Below are 22,947 nucleotides of genomic sequence, written 5' to 3'. Positions count from 1 at the left end.
GCCTGAGGACGGTATCATTATCTCTGGAATGCCCGGTTTGAAGACCGGGCATTCTATTCTCAACTGACCAGTCTGCGCGTATCAATCTGCTGTAAGAGCATAGACAGCAGCAAACTGCCTGCGAGGGTGGCACCAAATATCCACACTATATCCAGCGGCGGCCAGCGTTTAATGTCAATACCGCCGGTGCGTAATGCGTGAATGATGAGCGCATGGAATCCATATATTCCTAGCGAATGGCGGGATATCAGCCCAAGACCTGGAATTGTTCGATTATTCAACGTGTTTTTAACCAGCGTCAGTAGCGTAATGGCGCAAATAAAAACCATCGGTCCGCAATAAAGATACCAGGTATCGGCAAAGTTACCACGCCACTGCAATTCATGCAGCGTTCCGCGTGAAATCACAAATACGGAGACGAAGAAAAGCCCCGCACACAGCCAGGAAAGGGAGCGTTTTTGCGTTTCCATCATACCGATGGCTCGCCCCAGCATACCGTACACAATGTAGTAAAACGTATCGCCGTTAATATACAAATTGATGGGTAACCACTCGAATCCACCAATTTTTTGCGACACGGTATTCGGGTTGGCGATGATACCAACCATCGCTATCAACACGAGTAGCATTTTACCGCTGACGTTTTTCACCTGAATCAACGGTGAAACCAGGTAGATCACGGCGATCGCAAAGAAAAACCACAGGTGATAGAACACCGGTTTTTGCAGCAGATTTTTTAAAGAAAGCTCGGCATTAATCGAGGTGAACAGCGTGATGTAAATCAATGCCACGGCGCTATAAAACAGCAGGCAGAGGGCGATACGTAAAAAATGGCGTGGTTGCGCGCTGCGCTCACCAAAAAAGAGATAACCCGAAATCATAAAAAACAGCGGTACGCTTACGCGGGAGGCGGAATTCAGTATGTTAGCAAGATCCCAACTCCCGGGGCTGACACTCTGTGCATTCGTGATATACCAGGTCGTGGTGTGGATCATGACCACCATCAGACAGGCGATCCCTCGCAGGTTATCAATCCAGAAAATTTTGGGCTGCATCAGTTCCTCTGTTTTCGCTTAAAAAGGGTCTGACTCACATTTCGTCAGCTTGTCCCGTTGGAATAATCTGAGTTTTTACGCTAAAGCTTGTGGTGGCCCAATCAGGTTCGCAAAATGCGTTTGCCATAGAGAACGTAATAATAAGACTGGCCACTAAATTAGGCGGTAATAAATGATGATGAAATCTTTCTTTTCCGCAATGGTCGTTTTTTTGCTGGCGGGATGTGTCAACACTCAGCAACCACCAACGCAAAAAGCGCAAAAAGTGAAAGTGAGTGCAACACGAACGCTGGATATGGAAGCGCTATGCAAAGATCAGGCGGCGCGGCGTTATAACACCGGGGCGCAGAAAATTGATGTTACCGGCTTCGAACAATTTCAGGGAAGTTATGAGATGCGCGGCTATACCTTCCGTAAAGAGAGTTTTGTCTGCTCTTTTGACGCGGATGGGCAGTTTTTACATCTTTCCATGCGCTAAGCCCTGCCTTTTTCCCGTTTCATACTGTATATCTTGCAGTCAGAGGGTATACTGACCCCTTCCATTTAAAACCACACGTATCCAGCACGAAATACTATGCAAAAGTTTGATACCAAGACCTTCCAGGGCCTGATCCTGACATTACAGGATTACTGGGCTCGTCAGGGCTGCACCATTGTTCAACCTTTGGACATGGAAGTTGGCGCAGGCACCTCACATCCGATGACCAGCTTGCGAGCGTTGGGACCGGAACCGATGGCTACGGCGTATGTGCAACCTTCTCGCCGTCCTACCGATGGGCGCTACGGCGAAAACCCGAACCGTTTACAGCACTACTATCAGTTCCAGGTGGTGATTAAGCCATCTCCGGACAACATTCAGGAGCTGTATCTTGGGTCGCTGAAAGAGCTGGGTATGGACCCGACCATTCACGACATTCGCTTCGTGGAAGATAACTGGGAAAACCCGACGCTGGGTGCCTGGGGACTGGGTTGGGAAGTGTGGCTGAACGGGATGGAAGTGACGCAATTCACCTACTTCCAGCAGGTTGGCGGTCTGGAATGTAAACCGATCACCGGTGAAATAACCTACGGGCTGGAACGTCTGGCAATGTACATTCAGGGCGTAGACAGCGTCTACGACCTGGTCTGGAGCGATGGGCCGCTGGGTAAAACCACTTACGGCGACGTGTTCCATCAGAACGAAGTGGAGCAATCCACCTATAACTTCGAATACGCGGATGTGGACTTCCTGTTCACCTGTTTTGAGCAGTACGAGAAAGAAGCGCAGCAACTGCTGGCGCTGGAAACTCCGCTACCGCTGCCTGCTTACGAACGTATTCTGAAGGCCGCCCACAGCTTCAACCTGCTGGATGCGCGTAAAGCCATCTCCGTCACCGAGCGTCAACGCTACATTCTGCGTATTCGCACCCTGACCAAAGCAGTGGCAGAAGCTTACTATGCTTCCCGTGAAGCCCTCGGCTTCCCGATGTGCAATAAAGATAAATAAGAGGCGGCCATGTCTGAGAAAACTTTCCTGGTGGAAATCGGCACAGAAGAGCTGCCACCAAAAGCCCTGCGCAGCCTGGCGGAGTCCTTTGCTGCGAACGTCACTGCGGAGCTGGATAACGCTGGCATCGCACACGGCAACGTTGAATGGTTTGCTGCGCCGCGTCGTCTGGCGCTGAAAATCGCAAATCTGGTAGAATCTCAACCCGATCGCGAAGTTGAAAAACGCGGTCCGGCGATTGCTCAGGCCTTTGATGCTGAAGGCAAACCGAGCAAAGCGGCAGAAGGCTGGGCGCGAGGTTGCGGAATTACCGTTGACCAGGCCGAGCGTCTGACCACCGATAAAGGCGAATGGCTGCTCTATCGTGCGCACGTCAAAGGCGAACGCGCAGAGACGCTGCTGCCGAACATGATAGCCACGTCGCTGGCGAAACTGCCGATCCCGAAACTGATGCGCTGGGGTGCGTCTGACGTGCACTTTGTGCGTCCGGTTCACACCGTGACTCTGCTGCTGGGCGACAAGGTCATTCCGGCGACTATTCTGGGTATCCAGTCCGATCGTGTGATTCGCGGCCATCGCTTTATGGGCGAACCGGAGTTCACCATCGACAATGCCGATCAGTATCCTAAAGTCCTGCTGGAGCGCGGTAAAGTCATCGCGGATTACGAACAGCGTAAAGCTAAAATCAAAGCGGATGCCGAAGAAGCGGCGCGTAAAATTGGCGGTAACGCCGATTTGAGCGAAAGTCTGCTGGAAGAAGTCACCTCGCTGGTGGAATGGCCGGTGGTGCTGACGGCGAAATTCGAAGAAAAATTCCTCGCGGTGCCGTCTGAAGCACTGGTGTACACCATGAAAGGTGACCAGAAATACTTCCCGGTCTACGCTAACGACGGCAAACTGCTGCCAAACTTTATCTTCGTTGCGAACATCGAGTCCAAAGATCCGCAGCAAATCATCTCCGGTAACGAGAAGGTTGTGCGCCCGCGTCTGGCGGATGCGGAATTCTTCTTTAACACCGACCGCAAAAAACGTCTGGAAGATCATCTGCCGCGTCTGCAAACCGTGCTGTTCCAGCAGCAACTGGGTACGCTGCGTGACAAAACCGATCGCATTCAGGCGCTGGCGGGCTGGATTGCCGGTCAGATTGGCGCGGACGTTAACCACGCGACCCGTGCCGGGCTGCTGTCTAAATGTGACCTGATGACCAACATGGTCTTCGAATTCACCGACACGCAGGGCGTGATGGGCATGCACTACGCGCGTCACGACGGCGAAGCGGAAGATGTCGCTGTCGCTCTGAACGAGCAGTATCAGCCGCGTTTTGCCGGTGATAACCTGCCGTCTAACCCGGTTGCCTGTGCGCTGGCGATTGCCGATAAGATGGATACGCTGGCGGGTATCTTTGGTATCGGTCAGCATCCAAAAGGGGACAAAGACCCGTTTGCGCTGCGTCGTGCCGCGCTCGGGGTACTGCGTATTATCGTTGAGAAGAACCTGAACCTGGATCTGCAGACCCTGACCGAAGAAGCGGTACGTCTGTATGGCGATAAGCTAACCAACGCGAATGTGGTGGATGACGTCATCGACTTTATGCTCGGCCGTTTCCGCGCCTGGTATCAGGACGAAGGCTACACCGTGGACACCATCCAGGCGGTGCTGGCGCGTCGTCCGACCCGTCCGGCGGATTTCGATGCGCGTATGAAAGCGGTCTCCCACTTCCGTTCACTGGACGCCGCGTCTGCTCTGGCAGCGGCTAATAAGCGTGTTTCCAATATCCTGGCGAAGTCCGAAGAGACGCTGAACGAACGTGTGAACGCCTCGACGCTGAAAGAGCCGGAAGAGATTGCGCTGGCGATGCAGGTTGTCGTGCTGCGTGACAAGCTTGAGCCGTACTTTGCGGAAGGCCGCTATCAGGATGCGCTGGTTGAACTGGCGGAACTGCGTGAGCCGGTCGACTTGTTCTTCGAAAAAGTGATGGTGAACGTTGAAGATAAAGATCTTCGTATCAACCGTCTCTCCATGCTCGAAAAACTGCGCGAACTGTTCCTGCGCGTAGCGGATATTTCGCTGCTGCAGTAAACATCGCGCAAGTCACCACCGCAAACAAACGCTGAAGTGCCCGATGGCGCGAGCTTATCGGGCCTACAGAACACAGTGTAGGCCCGATAAGGCACCAGCCGTCATCCGGCAAAAACTATCGCCTGTGTTTTTAACGCGCTGAAACCTGCCCTTGGGCAGGTTTTTTTATAGACGGAACAGGAAAAGTTACTGCAACTGCAATTCCGTCAGGCAGGTCTGGCTGTCATTCCCGGTGGCAATCGCATGGGAGGCCGTCTTGCCGTTGTAGCTCACTTCCAGAGTCCCTTCGATATTACGCGGGAGCCATACGCCGATAAACCCGTTCTGGTAGCTTTTGAGTGGTTTCTGAATCAGCACATCGCCTTTTTTGTCCGTCACTTTGACATTAAACGTGGTGTCTGGCATTTCGCCCTGACAGCCGGAAAGACTGTGGTTAAAGCACGGGTGCGTCTGTCGTTCATAGGGAGCAAAGGAGAGATAAAACTTATCACCCAGCGGCAACGTGTACTTTTGCCCATCGGCGGCGAGTTTTAATTCGGTGCTGGTGATCGACGCAGAATAGGGTAGCGGGCGAGCCTGTGGCGTCTGATCAATGGTATCCACTATCTGCTCGACCGATTTCCCGGCAAGGCCATGCTCAGCAAGGAACGCGGATTCTGGTGATGCCGCAAACGCGACGCTACTGGAGAGCAAACCAAATGCGAGTAACAGGGGGTGTTTAGGCATAGCGACAATTCCATGTGAAAAACAGGGTTTTCACTATAAAGCTTCCCCTTAGGGAAAGGTCAAATGCCGCGCAGGTAAAGTAGTGCAAAGACAGCAGATAAAAAAAAATCCCCGCCGTTTGGCAGGGATCTTGAATTCTGAGCTTTTTAAGCTTACAGGCTGGTTACGTTGCCAGCTGCCGGGCCTTTAGCGCCGCTTTCGATGGTGAAGGAAACTTTCTGACCTTCGTCCAGGGATTTGTAGCCATCGTTCTGGATAGCAGAGAAGTGTACGAACACGTCTTTAGAGCCATCGTCAGGAGTGATGAAGCCGAAGCCTTTGTCAGCGTTGAACCATTTTACGATACCAGTCATTTTACCGGACATAGTGTATTACCTTTTAAAAAATAAGTGTGCCTTTCGGCGATATGGCGTGCTCTACAGATTTTTTAAGCGTTAAGGAAATGCGCACTACGAGGGGTATCAACGATAACTCTTGAAGGGGACTACCTTACTAAACTGCTTTAATGGTCTGTACGTCAAACCGTGGAGCGCATTAACTCATGTAACGCCAAGTGATGCAACTGTTATTTTCCTTTGTTTGATTAAGTGGTCGGAAAACGGCCCTGGACCAGGACCGTTCATAAAACAAAAAACTACTCCATTAACTGCTTACTTAATGCTGGATTAGCCTGTATCAGGCGCATCAATATCAATTCGGTACTGGAGGGTTTAACGCGTTTTGATTCCCACTCATGCACCAGTGCAACACTCACACCCAACGCTCTGGCAAAATCATCTGTTTTGAGCCCACTTCCGCGCCGTAACTGTTCAAACTCGCTAAAGGGATTCGGCTTTTGTGTCAGGGTAATTCTTGATGATTCTTCTTTAAAAACAATTTGTTCCAGGCTGCTCAGCAGCTCAAGCATAGGATCTTTAGATTCCATTGAGAACTCCTATAAATCACACAGCGGGATCGTGAATTTCATCGAAGCCTGTTAAGAATAGTCGGTAAAGTGAAAGTTTGGAGGACGTCACAGTTTTAGGCACTAACCGGATTCGTTTCAGCGCAGGCGGAGGGCGGATTTTTAGCTTGCTAAGGATTTGATAAAGGACGCTATATCCGGCGTGTGCCGGAGAATTGTAAAGATTACGAAAATCTGCGTATTGCCCGGCAGGAAATAACCTGCCGGGGGCATCATCAGGCTTTTTGAGGGGCGTTACCTGGCGTTTCTGCCGGTACAACCGGTGTGGAAAACTGACGTTTGCCGATCCAGTGTTTCACCATTAACGCCAGGGCTGAAACCAGCGCCGGTATAGCCAGGAAGGTAAAGATGGTGTCGAACGCGAGTTGCGCCTGCATCAGGAATGCGCCGCTAAACGCGCCGAGGATGCCACCGAAACGCCCCAACCCCAGCATCCAGGCCACGCCGGTGGCACGCCCTTGGGTGGGATAGAACCCCGCCGCCAGCGCAGGCATTGACGATTGCGCGCCGTTCATGATGGTTCCGGCGATAAACACCATCACGCCCATCAACAGCAGACTGCTGGTGGAGAATCCCACCAGGCAGACGAATACCCCCGTCAGCAGCCAACCTACCGCCACCACTTTGTTCGGGTTGAATTTGTCCATCAGCGCGCCCAGCGCCAGTACGCCAATGCCGCCGCCCAACGGAAACAGCGCCGTAATGATGGAGGCCTGACTCAGTGTGGCGCCCGTTTCACGGATCAGTAGCGGCAGCCAACTGGTCAGCAGATAGAAAATCAGTAACCCCATAAAATAGGTGAGACACAGCATCACCGTGCCCAGCGCGTAGCGGGGCGAGAAGATGACGCCCAGCGCCGATTTCTCTTTGACCTGGCCGCTTTCACGCAGGACAAAATAGGTTGTCTCCGGCAGAGGGGCGATACGGCGCAGTATGGCGCCAATCTGCTGTTGCGATTTGTTTTTCACCACCAGATAACGGGCCGATTCCGGCAGCAGAAAAATGAGCACGACGGCCAGCGCCAGTGGCATTACGCCGCCGAGAATCAACACGCTTTGCCAGCCATAATGTGGGATCAACCAGGCGGAGATAAATCCCCCCATCGACGAGCCAATCGGGAATCCGACAAACATCAGGTTCACCAGCAGCGCTCGGCGGCGCTCAGGCGCATACTCGCTCATCAGCGTAGCGGCATTGGGCATCGCTGCGCCCAAGCCGAGACCGGTTAAAAAGCGCAGGGCGGTGAGCTGGTTCAGCGTGCCGGCAAAAGCCGTAAGCAGACTGAATCCGCCAAAAACCAGAATCGACATAATCAGCACTTTTTTGCGGCCAATACGGTCAGCCATTGGGCCCGCCGTCAGTGCGCCAACGGCAAGACCAACCAGCGCGGCGCTCATCACCGGGCCGAGCGCCGATTTTTCCACGCCCCATTCCTGAACGAGATCAGAGGCGATAAACCCAATGATTGCAGTATCGAAGCCGTCCATCGCGACGGTCACAAAGCACAGCACAAGAATCATCCACTGGTACTTTGAGAAGGGATGCTCATTAATAAACGCTTGAATATCAGTTGTTTTGTTGGTCATGCGGTCATTCCTGCTGAATAAAAGCGGGGGACAGAGGCTTTTTATTTTCTCCACCGCAAGCGTTGAGAATAAATGTGCGATTATCGAACGTTTATTCGTTAATCGTTCATTCAATCAAAACATTGAAGTTACTGTCCGGCAATCATCCTGCCTTTGTTAACGTGCGATAATCGTACGTATTGGCTGTGCATGGACAAGGGAACTAAATAAATGTGTTTTAAATCATAGGATTGGTTAGTGAAAAAACGCCTGGCGCCGCGTGCGTAAATGTGACGAGATTAACAATAAAATAACAATACAGATTCGGATGGTGCGCCTCGTGAATTTCCGCTACAAGAATGCGCCGAGGGGGTATCCTGCGAGCCTGACCTGGACTATCCTTGTAAGCCGTCAGGCACACGTGTGGCCTTGTGCGCATTTTTGGGTGAAAGGAGTATTAAAATGGCGACAGGTAAGTCCTGCTCTCGCTGGTTTGCGCCTCTTGCGGCGTTATTAATGATAGTTAGCCTGAGTGGGTGTTTTGATAAAGAAGGCGACCAACGCAAAGCGTTTGTCGATTTTCTGCAGAATACGGTGATGCGTAGCGGCGAACGTCTACCCACCCTGACCGCCGATCAGAAAAAGCAGTTCGGTCCGTTTGTTTCTGATTACGCGATTCTGTATGGCTACTCGCAGCAGGTGAATCAGGCAATGGATTCCGGTCTGCGTCCGGTTGTGGACAGCATCAATGCCATTCGTTCGCCACAGGACTATGTGACGCAACGTGGGCCGCTGCGCGATCTGAACGGCTCTCTTGGCGTACTCGGCCAGCAGTTGCAGAATGCGAAATTGCAGGCGGATGCGGCGCACGGCGCACTGAAACAGGCCGACGATCTGAAGCCGGTGTTTGATCAGGTGTACAAGAAAGTGGTCACCACACCTTCAGAGGCACTTCAGCCGCTGATCCCGGCCGCGCAAATTTTGACCCAGCAGCTTGTGCAGGTGGGTGACTTTGTGGCGCAGCAGGATACGCAGGTGAGCTTTGTGGCGAATGGCATTCAGTTCCCGACGTCACAGCAGGCAAGCCAGTACAACACATTGATTGGGCCGCTGGCCTCGCAGCATCAGGCATTTAATCAGGCCTGGACTGCGGCGGTAAACGCAATTCAGTGATGACGTGGCCGGGTAAGCGAGAACGCTTCCCGGCTGTTTTGTTATCCCGCCACCTGCGGATTTACGCAGTTCTTCTCGACCTTCCCTTGCAGCGCATCAATCAGGTTATCGACAGCACAGGACGCCATGTTGTAGCGGGTTTCATGCGTCGCTGAACCAATGTGCGGCACAGCGACCACGTTGCTTAGCGACAGCAGCGGCGAATCAACCGGCAGCGGCTCCTGCTCAAACACATCCAGACCGGCAGCGTGGATTTCTCCGTTTTGCAGCGCGGCGATCAACGCATTCTCATCGACCACCGGGCCGCGTCCGGCATTAATGAAAATGGCGGAGGATTTCATTTTGGCGAACTGCTCTGCGCCAAACAGATGATGCGTCTCATCTGTCAGCGGCAGAATAAGGCAGACGAAATCGGATTCCTGCAGCAGCGTATCGAGATCGCAGTAGTGGGCGTTGAAGCGCGTTTCCGCCTCCTGATGGCGGCGTCGTGCGTTGTAAAGTATCGGCATGCTGAAGCCGAAGTGGGCGCGCTGCGCCAGCGCAAGGCCAATACGTCCCATCCCGACGATACCCAACGTTTTATGGTGAACATCTGTACCAAACCAGTCAGGGCCAATGCTTTTGGTCCATTCGCCAGCCTTCACGCGCCCGGCGACCTCCACAACCCGGCGTGCCGTTGACAGCACCAGCGCCATGACCGTATCGGCGACGGTCTCTGTCAGCACCGTGGGGGTATGCATCAGCAGCACATTACGGGCATTCAGCGCATCGACATCGAAATTGTCATAGCCCACGGAGATGGTTGATGCCGCTCGAAGCTTCGGCATTTTCTCCAGCAATGCGGTATCGACGGTTTGGCTGGAGCCCAGCAGACCTTCGGCGCTGGCAAAGGCCTGCGCGTGTTGTTCAACCGTTTGCGGGCTCAGGTTGGGCACCTGCGTGAGGATGAAGTGCTCTTTCAGGCGATGCAGTAAATCATCAGGTAACGCTTTGTAGAGAATAATGGACGGCTTCATGCGGCTCTCCGTGAGTGAAAGTTTACGCGTGGCGTGCGCCAACCGGGAGGTGCTGATTATTAGCAGGCTTAACAATCAGAGTTAGCCATACTGAGGCGAAAAGCGCCACCCCCATGAAAATGTACGAGGCTGACGGGCTGCCGGTAGCGCCGTTGAGGTAACCGACAAACCAGGAGCCGAGGAACGAGCCCAGCGCACCCATACTGTTGATCAACGCCATTGCGCCGCCTGCGACATTGCGTGGCAGCATCTCCGGGATGATGGCGAAAAACGGGCCATACGGGGCGTACATCGCTGCGCCGGCGATCACCAGCAGGGTATAAGAGGCCCAGAAGTTATTGACGCCGACGGCCCAGGAACCGATAAAAGCAAAGGCGGCAATCAGCAGCAATGGCCAGACAAACAGCTTACGGTTTTGCAGTTTATCCGAGGCCCACGAGGCGACAATCATCGCCACCGTTGCGGCAAGGTACGGTACGGAAGAGAGCCAGCCCACTTCGACCATTCCCAGATTCGAGCCGCCTTCGCGGATGATGGACGGCAGCCACAATACGAAGCCGTAGACACCAATGCTCCAGGTGAAATATTGCAGGCACAGCAGGATCACGTTACGCGAACGGAAAGCTTCGCTGTAGTTGCGTACTGCTTTAATGCCCTGTTGTTCTTGTTCGAGTTGCGTCTGCAGCGCTGATTTTTCCGATTCGCTCAGCCAGCCGACCTGCGCCGGTTTGTCCCTCACCAGTACCCACCAGCAGAATGCCCACAGAATGGCGGGAACCCCTTCGATGATAAACATTTCTCGCCAGCCGAGCGCCTGAATCAGGTAACCGGAAACCACGGACATCCACAGCACTGTCACCGGGTTGCCGAGGATCAGGAAGGTATTGGCGCGAGAACGCTCCGATTTGGTAAACCAGTTGCTGATATAAATCAGCATCGCGGGCATCACGGCAGCTTCCACCACCCCGAGAATAAAGCGAATCGCCGCCAGTGCCGGGATATTGCTGACCATCCCGGTCAGCGACGCGCAGCCGCCCCATAAAATCAGACAGACAAAAATCAGTTTGCGCACGCTTCGGCGTTCGGCATACACCGCACCAGGGATTTGAAAGAAGAAATAACCCAGGAAGAACAGGGCGCCCAGCAGAGACGAAATCCCTTTGGTAATACCGAGATCCTCGTTAATCCCCGCGGCAGACGCAAAGCTGAAGTTTGCGCGGTCAAGATAGGCCAGGCTATACGTGATAAACACGATAGGCATGATGTACAACCAGCGTTTTGCTGCATTTGTTGAGCTTGCCATAGTCAACCTCTGTGGTTTTTGCCGCCGCTGTCTGTAGGGTACAGGGGGCTGTTATCGTTACGTAACGTTATTCACCTAACGCGTCACGTGTGGGTAAGCCTTCGCTGTCGCCCTGGACCTGAATGGCCAGTGCGCCAATTTTGTTGCCGCGAGTAATGGCCTGCTGGAGCGAGCGACCTTCCAGCAGGGCGCTGATCACGCCTACTGCAAAGCCATCACCGGCCCCAACCGTATCGACCACGTTGTCCACTTTCACGGGGGCAATGCTGCCTTTTTCTCCCTCAGCGGTTTTATACCAGGCACCGTCGGCGCCCGTTTTCAGCACCACGGCTTTCACACCGTGGCGAAGATAAAAATCAGCAATCCCTTCCGGTGTCTGCTGTCCGGTTAATACCATTCCCTCTTTAAGTCCAGGCAACACCCAGTCGGCCTGGAACGCGAGGCGGTTCAGCTTCTCCACCATCTCTGCCTCACTTTTCCACAGCACCGGACGCAGATTGGGGTCAAAAGAGAGCGTCTTGCCCTGCGCTTTCATACTGCGTGCGGTGTGGGCGAGCAGTTCGTATGAACTGGCGGAGAGCGCTGCCGCCACGCCACTCAGGTGCAGATGGCGAGCGCCTGAGAAATACGTTTCGTTATAGTCCTCAATGGAAAGGTGGCTGGCCGCGGAGCCTTTACGGAAGTATTCCACAATGGGATCGGTTCCATTTTCAACTTTAGATTTAAGCTGAAAGCCGGTTGCAAAGCGCTCATCAACCGTCACGCCCTGGGCATTAATCCCTTCTTTTTTCAGCGAGTTAAGAACAAAGCGGCCAAAGCTGTCATTGCCAACGCGGCTCACCCAGCCCACGTTCAGACCGAGCCGCGCCAGGCCGGTTGCGACGTTCAGTTCTGCACCGGCGACGCGTTTGATGAACCGCTCCACGTCGGCCAGGTCGCCGGTCTGTGTCGCCACAAACATCGCCATCGCTTCGCCAATCGTGATGACATCCAGTGAATTCTTCATGCCTTACTCCTTACGTAATAAGTCGACGTAGCGGCGGGTGACAACCGTCAAATCGGGTCCTTCCAGCGGAAATTCGATGCCGCGCGGAACGTCGGTGGGCAACAGGTTGAGCAGCCTGAACCAGCGTGGATCGGCATTATCCGGGGGGATCGCGCGATAGCTCTCAAGATGTTCTGTCGCGGCTTTGACATGAACATAGCCAACAGAGGCGGCCAGTTGGTGCGCGGCCTCTTCCGGCGAATCACCCACCCACAACCAGTTGCCCATATCAAAGGTCAACTGAACGGGTAGTGCATGTTTTTGACATGCTGTGTTAAAGCATTGCATTGGTTTGAGACGCCCGCAGGCGGTCTGGTCATTTTCGACGACCAGCGCCATACCGCTGGTTTCGAGCCAGTCGCGCAGGGTATCGAATTGTTCTACATTCGCAAAATGGCCCAGCGACACCTTCAGCCACAGCGCGCGCAGCGTCTGTGCTTCCTGGAGCAGCGACGGGAGCTGCGGATTGAGGCTGCCGTCTTCCATAAACAACGGTTGTGGCGCGGAATAGCAGGCCAGTAAATCGAAGAGTTCAATAGCGGAAGCCAGCGTGGTCAGCGTGGCGAGTTCCGCATCCGTAAACATTTCACGGCGGATCTCCACCCCATCCGCACCGGCGCTGGCGATGATTGGTAACATCGCGGTTTGCCCGCCTGCAGCGCGGACGGTGTCGTAGCCATAAGCGGCGGTGACGACCATAATTTTTCTTTCCATGGGAACTCCGAATCTAACGCTTTTTTTATTACGCTAGATGGAACCGGTTCCAAAGAAAAGTACCCTGTGCTGAAATTATGATCACCATCACGAAGGAAAATTAACGGGCTGTGGAGCCGCGAACGATCAGTTCACCAGAGAAAACCTGCTCATGAATGGCGTCGTTACCGCCTTCAATCCGGCGTACGACCTGTTCGACCGCGGCATAACCAATCTGCCAGGTCGGTTGTTTCATGGTCGTAATACCGACACCTGCCAGCTCAGCCCATTCCAGTTCATCGAACCCCAGCAGGCCGATGTCGCTGCCCCAGTTGAGACCAATGCGTTTCAGTGAGCGGGCAACCTGTAAGGTGAGCGCGCCGTTAGCGGAAATCACCGCCTTACGCATCCCGCGATGCTGCTGATGAAACTGGCGTAACGTGTTGTCCAGTTGTGTGTTTTCGCTGAGCGGGACCTCGGCGTTTTCGGCGACGATACCCGGATACCTTGCCAGGGTGGCACGAAAGGCGCTCAGTCGCTCACGGCGAGTGTTAACCATCCCCAGCGGCTCGCTGAGAAACAGAAGGGCTTCAAAACCTTGTTCAATCAGGTGTTCGGTGGCAGTGGTCGCTGCTTGCGTATTGTCCAGACCCACGACGTCGCAGGCAAAATCCGGGATTTTTCGGTCAATCAGCACCATCGGTAATGCGGATTGTTGCAGGCGATTCAGCCCTTCTTCCCGCATTCCCACCGCATTAACCACAATGCCTTCTACCTGATAACTGCGTAACAGATCGAGGTAATGGAGCTCCTGGTTCACTTCGTTATTGGTATTACAGACCAGCGGGGTAAACCCTTTTTCGCGGCAGGCGGCTTCGATACCGCTTAACACATTGACAGAGTAGGGGTTGGTGATATCGGCGATGATCAGACCAATCAGGCGAGTGCGTCCTCGCTTCAGCCCGCGGGCCATCAGGCTTGGGCGATAGTCGAGATCCGCAATCGCTTTTTCAATACGTGCCAGCAGGGCATCAGAAAGCAGGTGTTTTTCACCGTTGAGATAGCGAGAAATACTGGTTTTACCGGTTTTTGCCGCTTTGGCGACATCACTGATGGTGGGGCGTGTTGATTTGCTCATCGCTGATTTCCTTGCCTTGGGTGAGCATACCTTAGCGCGAAAATGCCCGGTGGCGCTACGCTTACCCTTCGGCAAGACGTCGTCGCCACCCGGCTCAATCGTTACTGAATCGGACTCAAGGTGATTTCGACACGGCGGTTCTGAGCTTTACCCTCTGCCGTGCTGTTGCTGGCAATTGGATTCGCCGGGCCCATGCCGCTGGTACGGATGCGGTTGGCGGCAACGCCCTGGGTGATCAGCGCGCTGGCTACGCTGTCTGCACGCTGTTGCGACAGACGCATGTTCAGATCCTGCCCGCCAGTGCTGTCGGTATAACCGATAACGTTAACGGCGGTTTTATTGTATTCCTTCAGCACCATAGCGACACCGGTCAGGGTATTCGCACCAGCCGGTTTCAGGGCTGCGCTGCTGCTGTCAAAGGTCACGTTGTTAGGCATATTCAAAATGATGTTATCGCCACTTCGCGTCACGCTTACGCCCGTTCCCTGCATTTTCTCGCGAAGTTTCGCTTCCTGCACGTCCATATAATAACCGACGCCGCCGCCGAGCGCGGCTCCTGCCGCTGCGCCAATCAGTGCGCCTTTACCGCGATCTTTCTTCGACGATGAGAGTGCGCCGACACCGGCGCCGACCAGCGAACCAATACCCGCGCCAATACCCGATTTACCCGCTTCGCGCTCGCCAGTGTACGGGTTAGTGGTGCAGCCAGAAACCGCCAGGGCACCGCTCACCATCGCGGCAATGACTAAAACACGTTTCTTCATCTTAATTCCTTAATGACTTTCTTATTTTTGCCACAACGATCGTGGCGGTTGATTATGACGTGTGAAGATGAAGAAAATTCCAGGGAACTCTCTGAAATTTGTAAGTAACATTGAGCACCGTAATACATCAGCCCATCTGCAGGAGCGCCTGTCTTGAAGACGCACAACACGGTGTTAACCGCCGCCCACTGGGGCCCCATTCTTGTCGAAACCGACGGCGAAAAGGTGATCTCTTCCCGGGGTGCGCTGCCCACGGCCTATCCTAATTCGTTGCAAAGCGTCGTGCGTGATCAGGTACACAGTGAAGCGCGGGTACGTTATCCGATGGTGCGAAAAGGGTTTCTTGCCTCGCCAGCGCAGCCACAGGGCGTGCGCGGGCAGGATGAGTTTGTTCGTGTCAGTTGGGATGAGGCGCTGGCGCTTATTCATCGTCAGCATCAACGGATTCGCGAGACCTATGGACCGTCGTCCATTTTTGCCGGTTCCTATGGCTGGCGTTCCAACGGCGTTCTGCATAAGTCGGCGACGCTGCTACAACGCTATATGGCCCTGGCGGGCGGCTATACCGGGCACCTGGGAGACTATTCAACCGGTGCGGCGCAGGCCATCATGCCCTACGTGGTCGGCGGCAGTGAGGTCTACCAGCAGCAGACCAGTTGGCCACTCATTCTGGAACACAGCGATGTGGTGGTGCTGTGGAGTGCCAACCCACTGAATACGCTGAAAATCGCCTGGAACGCTTCCGATGAGCAGGGGATCCACTACTTTGACGCCTTGCGTAATAGCGGAAAACGGCTGATCTGCATCGATCCCATGCGATCGGAAACAGTGGATTTCTTTGGCGACAGGATGGAGTGGATTGCGCCGCATATGGGTACTGACGTGGCGTTGATGCTCGGTATTGCCCATACGCTGGTGGAAAATGGCTGGCATGACGAGGCGTTTCTCGCCCGCTGTACGACGGGTTACGAGGTCTTTGCCGATTATCTGCTGGGCGTGAGCGACGGTATAAGCAAAACGGCGGAATGGGCTGCGGAAATCTGCGGGGTGCCGGCAGCGAAAATCCGCGAGCTTGCGGAGTTGTTTCATCACAATACCACCATGCTGATGGCGGGATGGGGCATGCAGCGCCAGCAGTTTGGCGAGCAAAAACACTGGATGATTGTTACGCTGGCCGCCATGCTGGGTCAGACTGGCACGCCTGGTGGCGGTTTTGGTCTCTCCTACCACTTTGCTAACGGCGGTAATCCGACGCGCCGATCGGCGGTACTACCGTCAATGCAGGGAACGCTTGCGGGGGGAACCGACGCGGTGGAGAAAATTCCGGTCGCCCGTATCGTTGAAGCGCTGGAAAACCCCGGCGCGCCGTATCAGCACAATGGGATGAATCGTCACTTCCCGGATATCCGCTTCATCTGGTGGGCGGGCGGCGCGAATTTCACTCATCATCAGGATACCAATCGCCTGATTCGCGCCTGGCAAAAACCGGAACTGGTGGTGATTTCTGAATGCGTCTGGACCGCTGCCGCGAAGCACGCCGATATTGTGCTGCCAGCGACCACCTCCTTTGAACGCAACGATCTCACCATGACCGGTGATTACAGCAACCAGCATCTGGTGCCAATGAAGCAGGTCGTGCCGCCGCAGGGCGAAGCGCGAAATGATTTTGATGTCTTTGCCGAACTCAGTGAGCGCTGGGAGCCGGGGGGATATCAACGTTTCACGGAAGGGAAAAGTGAACGGGAATGGCTGGAAACGTTTTACACCATCGCGGCGCAGCGCGGGGCCAGCCAGCAGGTCACGTTGCCGCCGTTTACTGACTTCTGGGATGCCAATCAACTGATTGAAATGCCGGAAAACCCCGCCAGCGCACAGTTTATCCGTTTTGCCGATTTTCGCCGTGACCCGAACGCGCATCCGCTGAAAACGGACAGCGGCAAGATAGAAATTTACTCGCGGCGAATCGCCCGTTACGGCTACAGGGATTGCCCCGGGCACCCGACATGGCTGGAACCGGATGAGTGGCACGGCAATGCCGAGCCGGGGCAGCTACAGATTTTGTCGGCCCATCCGGCGCATCGTCTGCACAGCCAGCTTAACTACAGCCAGTTGCGTGAACGGTACGCGGTGGCGAACCGGGAGCCCGTTACGATCCATCCGCAGGATGCGCAGGCGCGGGGGATCCGCGACGGTGATACGGTGCGCATCTGGAATCACCGAGGGCAGATTCTTGCAGGCGCAGTAGTGACCGAGGGGATCAAACCGGGCGTGATCTGCATTCATGAAGGCGCATGGCCGGATCTGGATCCGGCGGCAGGGGGGATTTGTAAAAACGGTGCGGTGAATGTGTTGACCAAAGACCTGCCCAGCTCACGTCTGGGAAATGGGTGTGCGGGAAACACGGCGCTGGCGTGGCTGGAAAAATACAGCGGACCAGCACTGGCGCTGACCGCCTTTAATCCACCTGCCAGCCCATAATCCAGGTAGGATGCTGTGTCTCTTCCTGCCATGCGCTGTCTTCAATGCGAAAACCGAGCGTATGGTAGAAATTCACGGCGTTCTGATTTTTTTGGTACACCTCAAGGCTCAACGCACTGTAGCGCTGTTGTACGTGTTGCACCAGCGCTTTGCCAATCCCCCTTCTTAACCTGTCCGGAGCGACAAACAGCGCCCCTAAAAAGCGCTCATCCATAACGCTGACAAACCCTTTCAGCGCCGTTTTTTCTTCCCAGACCCAGGTTCTGGCGGCGGGCAGATAGACATCGCGCACGATCTCTTCGCTTTCATGCCAGTAGCGTTCAGGAATAAAAGGGTGAGCGTGAATAGTGCTTTCCAGCCAGAGCGCCAGCAGCGGCGCCATGTCAGAATGGTGAAACTCGCGAATCATGTTTCCCTCCCGGATGGCAAAAACAGCCAGTCACATGGTCATTGACCAGCCCGCAGGCCTGCATAAAGGAGTAGCAAATGGTCGAGCCGACAAATTTGAATCCTCGTTTTTTCAACGCTTTTGACAGGGCGTCCGAGGCGGGGGTAGAGGTTGGGATCTCCGCCAGCGTCGCGGCAGTGGTGATTTGCGGCTGATTGTCGACAAAAGACCAGACGAAGTCGGCAAACGGTTCGCCGTTTTGCTCCATCGCCAGCCAGGCGCGGGCATTACCGATAATGGCCTGAATTTTCCCCCGATGACGAATAATGCCTGCATCAAGCAGCAATCTTTCCACATCCTCTTCCTGCATCGCCGCCACGCGAACCGGATCGAAATGGTGAAAGTTGGCGCGGTAATTTTCGCGTTTCTTGAGTACGGTAATCCACGAAAGACCTGCTTGCTGACCTTCCAGACAGATCATTTCGAACAGCTTTTTCCCGTCGGTTTCGGGCACGCCCCACTCCTTATCATGGTAGGCAATGTAAAGCGGGTCCTGACTGACCCAACCGCAACGTTCCATACTGTCCCTCGCTCTTTGACTGGTCTTAAAAATATCGTTCCGGGAGGCTTGACGCGCCAGCGAAAAAGACAATAGTTAATTAAGGGCTTTCGCCTGTCATCCCTAAAAACAATGACAATAATATCGCCGATTTCGGCTCTCTTCTGGAGTCGCATTGATGATGATAAAAAAACGCAGTGGTCGCCGGGAGATCATTTTTCTGGCGAGCGTCATGGCCTGTTCGCTTTACATCAACACAGCCCGTGCCTGGCAGCAAGAATATATCGTCGATAACCCGCCGGGATATACAGCGGAACGTTATACATGGGACAGCGATCACCAACCGCGCTATGACGATATTCTGGCTGAACGCATCCGGAACACACAAAATGTGCCGGGACTGACGGTAAACCTGGCGGATACTTCACCCACTGAGGCGACCAGCGGTATGAGTTTGGGCTGGAATTTTCCCGTTTCAGGGGCGGTAACCACAGGGCCTGTCGCCGCGCTGCATTACGACGGTTCCGCGCCTTCAATCTACAACGAATTTGGCGACAGCGTGGTGAATCAATCGACCGATCCGTTGTGGCACGCCAGCGTCAGTACACTGGGCTGGCGGGTGAATTCGCAATTTGGCGATGTGAGGCCGTGGGCGCAAATCAGCTATAACCAACAGTTTGGTGACAATGTCTGGAAGGCACAGTCAGGGCTCAGTCGTATGTCGGCCACCACTCAGGACAGTAACTGGCTGGACGTCACCGTCGGCGCGGATATGTTGCTTAATCCCCACATGGCGGCGTATGCGGCGCTCTCTCAGGCTGAAAACACCACCAACAATACCGACTACCTTTACACAATGGGGGTGAGCGCCAGATTTTAACCTGCGGTTTACAATTTAAACTCAGTGATAACAGTATCTGTGGTGATAGTATGCGCTAACTGACGGGGCAAAAATTGCGTCAATGAAAATTTGTCTCGTCATTCCTTCCATAATCCAGGCATTTCATTCCGTACTGATGGCACTTCATGCCGTTTTCTCCCTGCATAAAATGCATTTCGTTATGGTTGTTGGCAGAGAATTTCCCCTATTTTTTATGCAGGAATAGTGCCATGAAAACCGCATCCTCTCAGCACACTCGTTGGTTGACTCTTATCGGTACCATCATTACACAATTTGCCTTAGGTTCTGTTTATACCTGGAGCCTGTTTAATGGCGTGCTTTCCGCGAAACTGGATGAGCCCGTCAGCCGGGTTGCTTTTTCTTTCGGCCTGTTGAGTTTAGGCCTGGCGATTTCCTCCTCTGTCGCCGGGAAATTACAGGAGCGTTTTGGTGTTAAACGCGTCACGATGGCGTCCGGTATCCTGCTCGGGCTGGGCTTCTTTCTGACCGCTCATGCCAATAACCTGATGATGTTGTGGCTGAGCGCAGGTGTGCTGGTGGGGCTTGCCGATGGCGCAGGTTACCTGTTAACACTTTCAAACTGCGTGAAATGGTTCCCGGAGCGTAAAGGGTTGATCTCCGCCTTTGCCATTGGCTCTTACGGTCTGGGAAGCCTGGGCTTCAAATTTATCGACAGCCAACTGCTGGCGACGGTGGGTCTGGAAAATACCTTTGTCATTTGGGGCGCGATCGTACTGGTGATGATCGTCTTCGGCGCTACGCTGATGAAAGATGCACCGGATCAGGAAGTGCAAACGCATGATGGCGTTATGGATAATGACTACACCCTGGCGCAGTCCATGCGTAAACCGCAGTACTGGATGCTGGCAGTGATGTTCCTGACGGCATGCATGAGCGGACTGTATGTGATTGGCGTGGCGAAAGATATCGCTCAGGGGCTGGCGCATATGGATGTGGCATCTGCGGCTAACGCGGTGACCGTTATTTCTGTCGCGAACCTGTCTGGTCGTCTGGTGCTGGGTATCCTCTCAGACAAGATTGCCCGCATTCGGGTCATCACTCTTGGTCAGGTGGTATCGCTGGTGGGAATGGCTGCACTGCTGTTCGCGCCGCTGAACGCCCTGACTTTCTTTGCAGCCATTGCCTGCGTTGCTTTTAACTTCGGCGGAACCATAACGGTATTCCCGTCACTGGTGAGCGAGTTCTTTGGCCTGAACAATCTGGCGAAAAACTACGGTGTGATTTATCTGGGATTCGGGATTGGCAGTATCTGCGGCTCGATCATCGCCTCACTGTTTGGGGGATTCCACGTCACCTTCTGCGTCATCTTTGCTCTGCTGGTTCTTTCGCTGGCGCTCTCCACAACCATTCGTCAGCCGAAACGCGACGTGCTGGAAATGGCACGCGCCTGATACCCGGCAAGATTATCTACAGGCCAGCCGATGAGCTGGCCTTTTTTGTTATATTTGTCTTGAATGACTCGCGTTCAAACTTGATTTTTTGTAAAAATCTCCTTCGATCACACTCTCTGCTGCCACTTTTACCTCGGCTTGTGGTCTACTTAGCCGCGCGTGTCGATTTTCATATCTGACTACCTTCGCAATTTCACCTGCCCGGCAGATGTTGCCGTTGCGCAGGCGTTGTTAACCCCTCGATTTTCAGGGCTTGTTTGCATGAGATACATTACGTCGATGTCGCAGCAGAAGCTGAGCTTTTTGCTTGCGATCTATATCGGTCTGTTTATGAATGGCGCGGTTTACTTCCGTCGGTTTGACGGTTACGCGCAAGACTTCACCCTCTGGAATGGAATCTCCGCGGTCGTTGAACTGGCTGGCACAGTGCTGGCAACATTCTTCTTTTTACGTCTCCTGTCGCTCTTTGGCAGAGTCATTTGGCGTATTCTGGCGTCGCTGCTGGTGCTGATTTCAGCGGGCGCAAGTTATTACATGACCTTTATGAACGTCATGATTGGCTACGGTATTGTGGCCTCGGTTATGACGACGGATATTGACCTCTCGAAAGAGGTGGTTGGCTGGACGTTTATTCTTTGGCTCATTGGTGTGAGCATTATCCCACTGATCTTCATCTGGTTTAACCGTAGTACGGACACGTTCTGGCGTCAGCTATGCACGCCAAAAGTGCGCTGGCGCAGTGCGCTGATTGTACTGATGGCGGGACTGCTGGTCTGGGTGCCAATTCGTCTTCTGGAGATGCATCAAAAGCGTGCCGATCGTATTGCCGGTGTCGATATGCCGAGTTACGGCGGCGTACTGGCGAACTCCTATCTGCCGTCAAACTGGCTGTCTGCTTTGGGCCTGTATGCCTGGGCGCAGGTGGATGAGTCGTCTGATAACAAATCGCTTATCAACCCGGCGAAGAAATTTACCTATACCCCGACACAAAATCTGGACGACACGTATGTGATTTTTATCATTGGTGAAACCACACGTTGGGATCATATGGGTATGTTGGGCTATAAGCGCGACACGACGCCGAAGCTCGCTAAAGAGAAAAACCTGGTGATGTATCGCGGCTATTCCTGCGATACCGCGACGAAACTGTCGCTGCGTTGCATGTTTGTGCGTCAGGGGGGAGCGGAGGATAACCAACAGCGTACACTGAAAGAGCAAAACGTCTTTGCGGTGCTCAAGCAGTTAGGTTTTAGCTCTGATCTCTATGCGATGCAAAGCGAGATGTGGTTCTACAGCAATACAATGGCTGACAACATTGCCTACCGCGAGCAGATCGCCGCTGAGCCGCGTAACCGGGGTAAAGCCGTGGATGACATGCTGCTGGTGAATGAAGTTGAGCGTTCGCTTCAGGAAAACCCGCAGGGTAAGCATCTGATTGTGCTGCACACCAAGGGCTCGCATTACAATTATACTCAGCGCTACCCGCGTGAGTTCGCCCAGTGGAAACCGGAGTGCTATGCCGTCGATCGTAAGTGCCCGAAAGATCTGATGATTAACTCGTACGATAACTCGGTCACGTATGTCGACCACTTTATTGATAAGGTGATTGATCAGGTGCGTGATAAGAAGGCCATTATTTTCTATGCCGCCGATCATGGTGAGTCGATCAACGAGCGCGAGCACCTGCACGGCACGCCGCGTAAAATGGCGCCGCCGGAGCAGTTCCGCGTACCGATGATGGTGTGGATGTCGGATAAATATCTGGAGAATCCGGCAAATGCGCAGGCGTTCGCTCATCTGAAGAAGGAAGCGGAAATGAAAGTGCCGCGCCGTCACGTTGAGCTGTATGACACGATCATGGGTTGTCTCGGTTACACCTCGCCAAATGGCGGAATTAACGAGAACAATAACTGGTGTCATGTTCCTGACGGACAGAAAGCCGTCGCCCGGTAAGCGGTCTGACGACTTTCTCGCCGATCAAAGGGCATTTTGATACGAAGGGATTGACGGGCGCGCACCTGAGCAGTAAGATGCGCCCCGCATTCGGTGATTGGCGCAGCCTGGTAGCGCACTTCGTTCGGGACGAAGGGGTCGGAGGTTCGAATCCTCTATCACCGACCAAATTTAAAAGCCTGCTCATCGAGCAGGCTTTTTTGCATCTGTTGCTTAAGAGGATGAGAACCTCCGGGGGCAGAGGTTCGA

At 53.9% G+C, this 22,947-nt stretch carries 21 protein-coding genes and 1 tRNA gene; 9 read left to right on the top strand and 13 right to left on the bottom strand.

Features of this window, described 5'->3' with window-relative positions:
* Positions 1–59 precede the first annotated feature (59 nt).
* Positions 60–1,055 carry an acyltransferase gene (locus WB371_RS10695; RefSeq protein ID WP_336220038.1) on the bottom strand — a complete coding sequence of 332 codons (996 nt, stop codon included), beginning with the start codon at positions 1,053–1,055 and terminating at the stop codon, positions 60–62.
* Between the two features lie 172 nt (positions 1,056–1,227).
* On the opposite strand from WB371_RS10695, the gene WB371_RS10690 reads away from it, so the two are divergent.
* The 3 genes from WB371_RS10690 (at position 1,228) to glyS (ending at position 4,620) form a co-directional block, all read left to right on the top strand.
* Positions 1,228–1,533, top strand: coding sequence for a YsaB family lipoprotein (locus tag WB371_RS10690; protein WP_336220037.1), 306 nt, complete (start codon positions 1,228–1,230; stop codon positions 1,531–1,533).
* A gap of 96 nt (positions 1,534–1,629) precedes the next feature.
* Positions 1,630–2,541 (top strand): glycine--tRNA ligase subunit alpha, encoded by a 912-nt coding sequence (glyQ, locus tag WB371_RS10685; protein ID WP_042323214.1) that lies wholly within the window; start codon positions 1,630–1,632, stop codon positions 2,539–2,541.
* 9 nt (positions 2,542–2,550) lie between these two features.
* Complete coding sequence (gene glyS, locus WB371_RS10680) at positions 2,551–4,620, top strand: glycine--tRNA ligase subunit beta (protein ID WP_336220036.1); 2,070 nt, start codon at positions 2,551–2,553, stop codon at positions 4,618–4,620.
* A 186-nt stretch (positions 4,621–4,806) separates the two neighbouring features.
* On the opposite strand, the gene cueP is transcribed toward glyS, so the two are convergent.
* The 4 genes from cueP to WB371_RS10660 all read right to left on the bottom strand — a co-directional run bounded on the left by cueP (position 4,807) and on the right by WB371_RS10660 (position 7,896).
* The gene (gene cueP, locus WB371_RS10675) at positions 4,807–5,346 is read right to left on the bottom strand and encodes a copper-binding periplasmic metallochaperone CueP (protein ID WP_336220035.1); all 540 of its coding nucleotides are present in this window, start codon (positions 5,344–5,346) and stop codon (positions 4,807–4,809) included.
* A gap of 152 nt (positions 5,347–5,498) precedes the next feature.
* The gene (gene cspE, locus WB371_RS10670) at positions 5,499–5,711 is read right to left on the bottom strand and encodes a transcription antiterminator/RNA stability regulator CspE (RefSeq protein ID WP_000014594.1); all 213 of its coding nucleotides are present in this window, start codon (positions 5,709–5,711) and stop codon (positions 5,499–5,501) included.
* A 269-nt stretch (positions 5,712–5,980) separates the two neighbouring features.
* Positions 5,981–6,271 carry an HTH-type transcriptional regulator gene (locus tag WB371_RS10665; protein ID WP_336220034.1) on the bottom strand — a complete coding sequence of 97 codons (291 nt, stop codon included), beginning with the start codon at positions 6,269–6,271 and terminating at the stop codon, positions 5,981–5,983.
* Between the two features lie 254 nt (positions 6,272–6,525).
* Positions 6,526–7,896: an MFS transporter gene (locus WB371_RS10660; RefSeq protein WP_336220033.1), complete on the bottom strand. Its 1,371-nt coding sequence runs from the start codon at positions 7,894–7,896 to the stop codon at positions 6,526–6,528.
* Positions 7,897–8,337: 441 nt separating this feature from the next.
* Here WB371_RS10660 and WB371_RS10655 point away from each other — a divergent pair, with 441 nt between their 5' ends.
* A complete protein-coding gene (locus WB371_RS10655; protein WP_336220032.1) occupies positions 8,338–9,048 on the top strand; it encodes a DUF3053 domain-containing protein in 711 nt (236 codons plus the stop codon).
* A 41-nt stretch (positions 9,049–9,089) separates the two neighbouring features.
* On the opposite strand, the gene ghrB is transcribed toward WB371_RS10655, so the two are convergent.
* The 6 genes from ghrB to WB371_RS10625 form a co-directional block, all read right to left on the bottom strand.
* Complete coding sequence (gene ghrB, locus WB371_RS10650; protein WP_336220031.1) at positions 9,090–10,064, bottom strand: glyoxylate/hydroxypyruvate reductase GhrB; 975 nt, start codon at positions 10,062–10,064, stop codon at positions 9,090–9,092.
* Positions 10,065–10,086: 22 nt separating this feature from the next.
* Positions 10,087–11,367: an MFS transporter gene (locus WB371_RS10645; RefSeq protein ID WP_336220030.1), complete on the bottom strand. Its 1,281-nt coding sequence runs from the start codon at positions 11,365–11,367 to the stop codon at positions 10,087–10,089.
* 67 nt (positions 11,368–11,434) lie between these two features.
* Positions 11,435–12,373 (bottom strand): sugar kinase, encoded by a 939-nt coding sequence (locus tag WB371_RS10640; RefSeq protein ID WP_336220029.1) that lies wholly within the window; start codon positions 12,371–12,373, stop codon positions 11,435–11,437.
* Positions 12,374–12,376: 3 nt separating this feature from the next.
* Positions 12,377–13,126 carry a sugar phosphate isomerase/epimerase gene (locus tag WB371_RS10635; RefSeq protein WP_336220028.1) on the bottom strand — a complete coding sequence of 250 codons (750 nt, stop codon included), beginning with the start codon at positions 13,124–13,126 and terminating at the stop codon, positions 12,377–12,379.
* Between the two features lie 100 nt (positions 13,127–13,226).
* Positions 13,227–14,243, bottom strand: coding sequence for a LacI family DNA-binding transcriptional regulator (locus WB371_RS10630; protein ID WP_336220027.1), 1,017 nt, complete (start codon positions 14,241–14,243; stop codon positions 13,227–13,229).
* 101 nt (positions 14,244–14,344) lie between these two features.
* A complete protein-coding gene (locus tag WB371_RS10625; protein WP_336220026.1) occupies positions 14,345–15,007 on the bottom strand; it encodes an OmpA family lipoprotein in 663 nt (220 codons plus the stop codon).
* A 153-nt stretch (positions 15,008–15,160) separates the two neighbouring features.
* Here WB371_RS10625 and WB371_RS10620 point away from each other — a divergent pair, with 153 nt between their 5' ends.
* A complete protein-coding gene (locus WB371_RS10620) occupies positions 15,161–17,485 on the top strand; it encodes a molybdopterin guanine dinucleotide-containing S/N-oxide reductase (protein WP_336220025.1) in 2,325 nt (774 codons plus the stop codon).
* Here the strand turns inward: WB371_RS10620 and WB371_RS10615 are convergent.
* Both WB371_RS10615 and tag read right to left on the bottom strand, forming a co-directional pair.
* Positions 17,463–17,894, bottom strand: coding sequence for an N-acetyltransferase (locus WB371_RS10615; protein ID WP_336220024.1), 432 nt, complete (start codon positions 17,892–17,894; stop codon positions 17,463–17,465). The genes WB371_RS10620 and WB371_RS10615 overlap by 23 nt on opposite strands.
* A complete protein-coding gene (tag, locus tag WB371_RS10610; RefSeq protein WP_336220023.1) occupies positions 17,869–18,453 on the bottom strand; it encodes a DNA-3-methyladenine glycosylase I in 585 nt (194 codons plus the stop codon). The genes WB371_RS10615 and tag overlap by 26 nt, the downstream gene beginning before the upstream one ends.
* A 157-nt stretch (positions 18,454–18,610) precedes the next feature.
* Here tag and WB371_RS10605 point away from each other — a divergent pair, with 157 nt between their 5' ends.
* From WB371_RS10605 to WB371_RS10590, 4 genes are all read left to right on the top strand, one after another.
* The gene (locus WB371_RS10605; RefSeq protein WP_336220022.1) at positions 18,611–19,312 is read left to right on the top strand and encodes an autotransporter outer membrane beta-barrel domain-containing protein; all 702 of its coding nucleotides are present in this window, start codon (positions 18,611–18,613) and stop codon (positions 19,310–19,312) included.
* Between the two features lie 230 nt (positions 19,313–19,542).
* Positions 19,543–20,745 (top strand): MFS transporter, encoded by a 1,203-nt coding sequence (locus tag WB371_RS10600; RefSeq protein ID WP_336220021.1) that lies wholly within the window; start codon positions 19,543–19,545, stop codon positions 20,743–20,745.
* Positions 20,746–21,006: 261 nt separating this feature from the next.
* Entirely contained in the window at positions 21,007–22,698 is a 1,692-nt protein-coding gene (gene eptB, locus WB371_RS10595) for a kdo(2)-lipid A phosphoethanolamine 7''-transferase (RefSeq protein WP_336220020.1), read from the top strand.
* Positions 22,699–22,789: 91 nt separating this feature from the next.
* Positions 22,790–22,866: transfer RNA gene (locus WB371_RS10590), tRNA-Pro, on the top strand.
* Positions 22,867–22,947 lie beyond the last annotated feature (81 nt).

The sequence above is a fragment of the Citrobacter amalonaticus genome (genome assembly GCF_037053465.1).
GTDB lineage: Bacteria > Pseudomonadota > Gammaproteobacteria > Enterobacterales > Enterobacteriaceae > Citrobacter_A > Citrobacter_A amalonaticus_H.
This window is presented reverse-complemented; position numbering and strand designations above follow the sequence as displayed.

Coding starts and splice junctions, on each gene's coding strand:
- WB371_RS10695 (WP_336220038.1), bottom strand. CDS start 1,055: ATGCAGCCCAAAATTTTCTGGATTGATAACCTGCGAGGGATCGCCTGT.
- WB371_RS10690 (WP_336220037.1), top strand. CDS start 1,228: ATGATGATGAAATCTTTCTTTTCCGCAATGGTCGTTTTTTTGCTGGCG.
- glyQ (WP_042323214.1), top strand. CDS start 1,630: ATGCAAAAGTTTGATACCAAGACCTTCCAGGGCCTGATCCTGACATTA.
- glyS (WP_336220036.1), top strand. CDS start 2,551: ATGTCTGAGAAAACTTTCCTGGTGGAAATCGGCACAGAAGAGCTGCCA.
- cueP (WP_336220035.1), bottom strand. CDS start 5,346: ATGCCTAAACACCCCCTGTTACTCGCATTTGGTTTGCTCTCCAGTAGC.
- cspE (WP_000014594.1), bottom strand. CDS start 5,711: ATGTCCGGTAAAATGACTGGTATCGTAAAATGGTTCAACGCTGACAAA.
- WB371_RS10665 (WP_336220034.1), bottom strand. CDS start 6,271: ATGGAATCTAAAGATCCTATGCTTGAGCTGCTGAGCAGCCTGGAACAA.
- WB371_RS10660 (WP_336220033.1), bottom strand. CDS start 7,896: ATGACCAACAAAACAACTGATATTCAAGCGTTTATTAATGAGCATCCC.
- WB371_RS10655 (WP_336220032.1), top strand. CDS start 8,338: ATGGCGACAGGTAAGTCCTGCTCTCGCTGGTTTGCGCCTCTTGCGGCG.
- ghrB (WP_336220031.1), bottom strand. CDS start 10,064: ATGAAGCCGTCCATTATTCTCTACAAAGCGTTACCTGATGATTTACTG.
- WB371_RS10645 (WP_336220030.1), bottom strand. CDS start 11,367: ATGGCAAGCTCAACAAATGCAGCAAAACGCTGGTTGTACATCATGCCT.
- WB371_RS10640 (WP_336220029.1), bottom strand. CDS start 12,373: ATGAAGAATTCACTGGATGTCATCACGATTGGCGAAGCGATGGCGATG.
- WB371_RS10635 (WP_336220028.1), bottom strand. CDS start 13,126: ATGGAAAGAAAAATTATGGTCGTCACCGCCGCTTATGGCTACGACACC.
- WB371_RS10630 (WP_336220027.1), bottom strand. CDS start 14,243: ATGAGCAAATCAACACGCCCCACCATCAGTGATGTCGCCAAAGCGGCA.
- WB371_RS10625 (WP_336220026.1), bottom strand. CDS start 15,007: ATGAAGAAACGTGTTTTAGTCATTGCCGCGATGGTGAGCGGTGCCCTG.
- WB371_RS10615 (WP_336220024.1), bottom strand. CDS start 17,894: ATGATTCGCGAGTTTCACCATTCTGACATGGCGCCGCTGCTGGCGCTC.
- tag (WP_336220023.1), bottom strand. CDS start 18,453: ATGGAACGTTGCGGTTGGGTCAGTCAGGACCCGCTTTACATTGCCTAC.
- WB371_RS10605 (WP_336220022.1), top strand. CDS start 18,611: ATGATGATAAAAAAACGCAGTGGTCGCCGGGAGATCATTTTTCTGGCG.
- WB371_RS10600 (WP_336220021.1), top strand. CDS start 19,543: ATGAAAACCGCATCCTCTCAGCACACTCGTTGGTTGACTCTTATCGGT.
- eptB (WP_336220020.1), top strand. CDS start 21,007: ATGAGATACATTACGTCGATGTCGCAGCAGAAGCTGAGCTTTTTGCTT.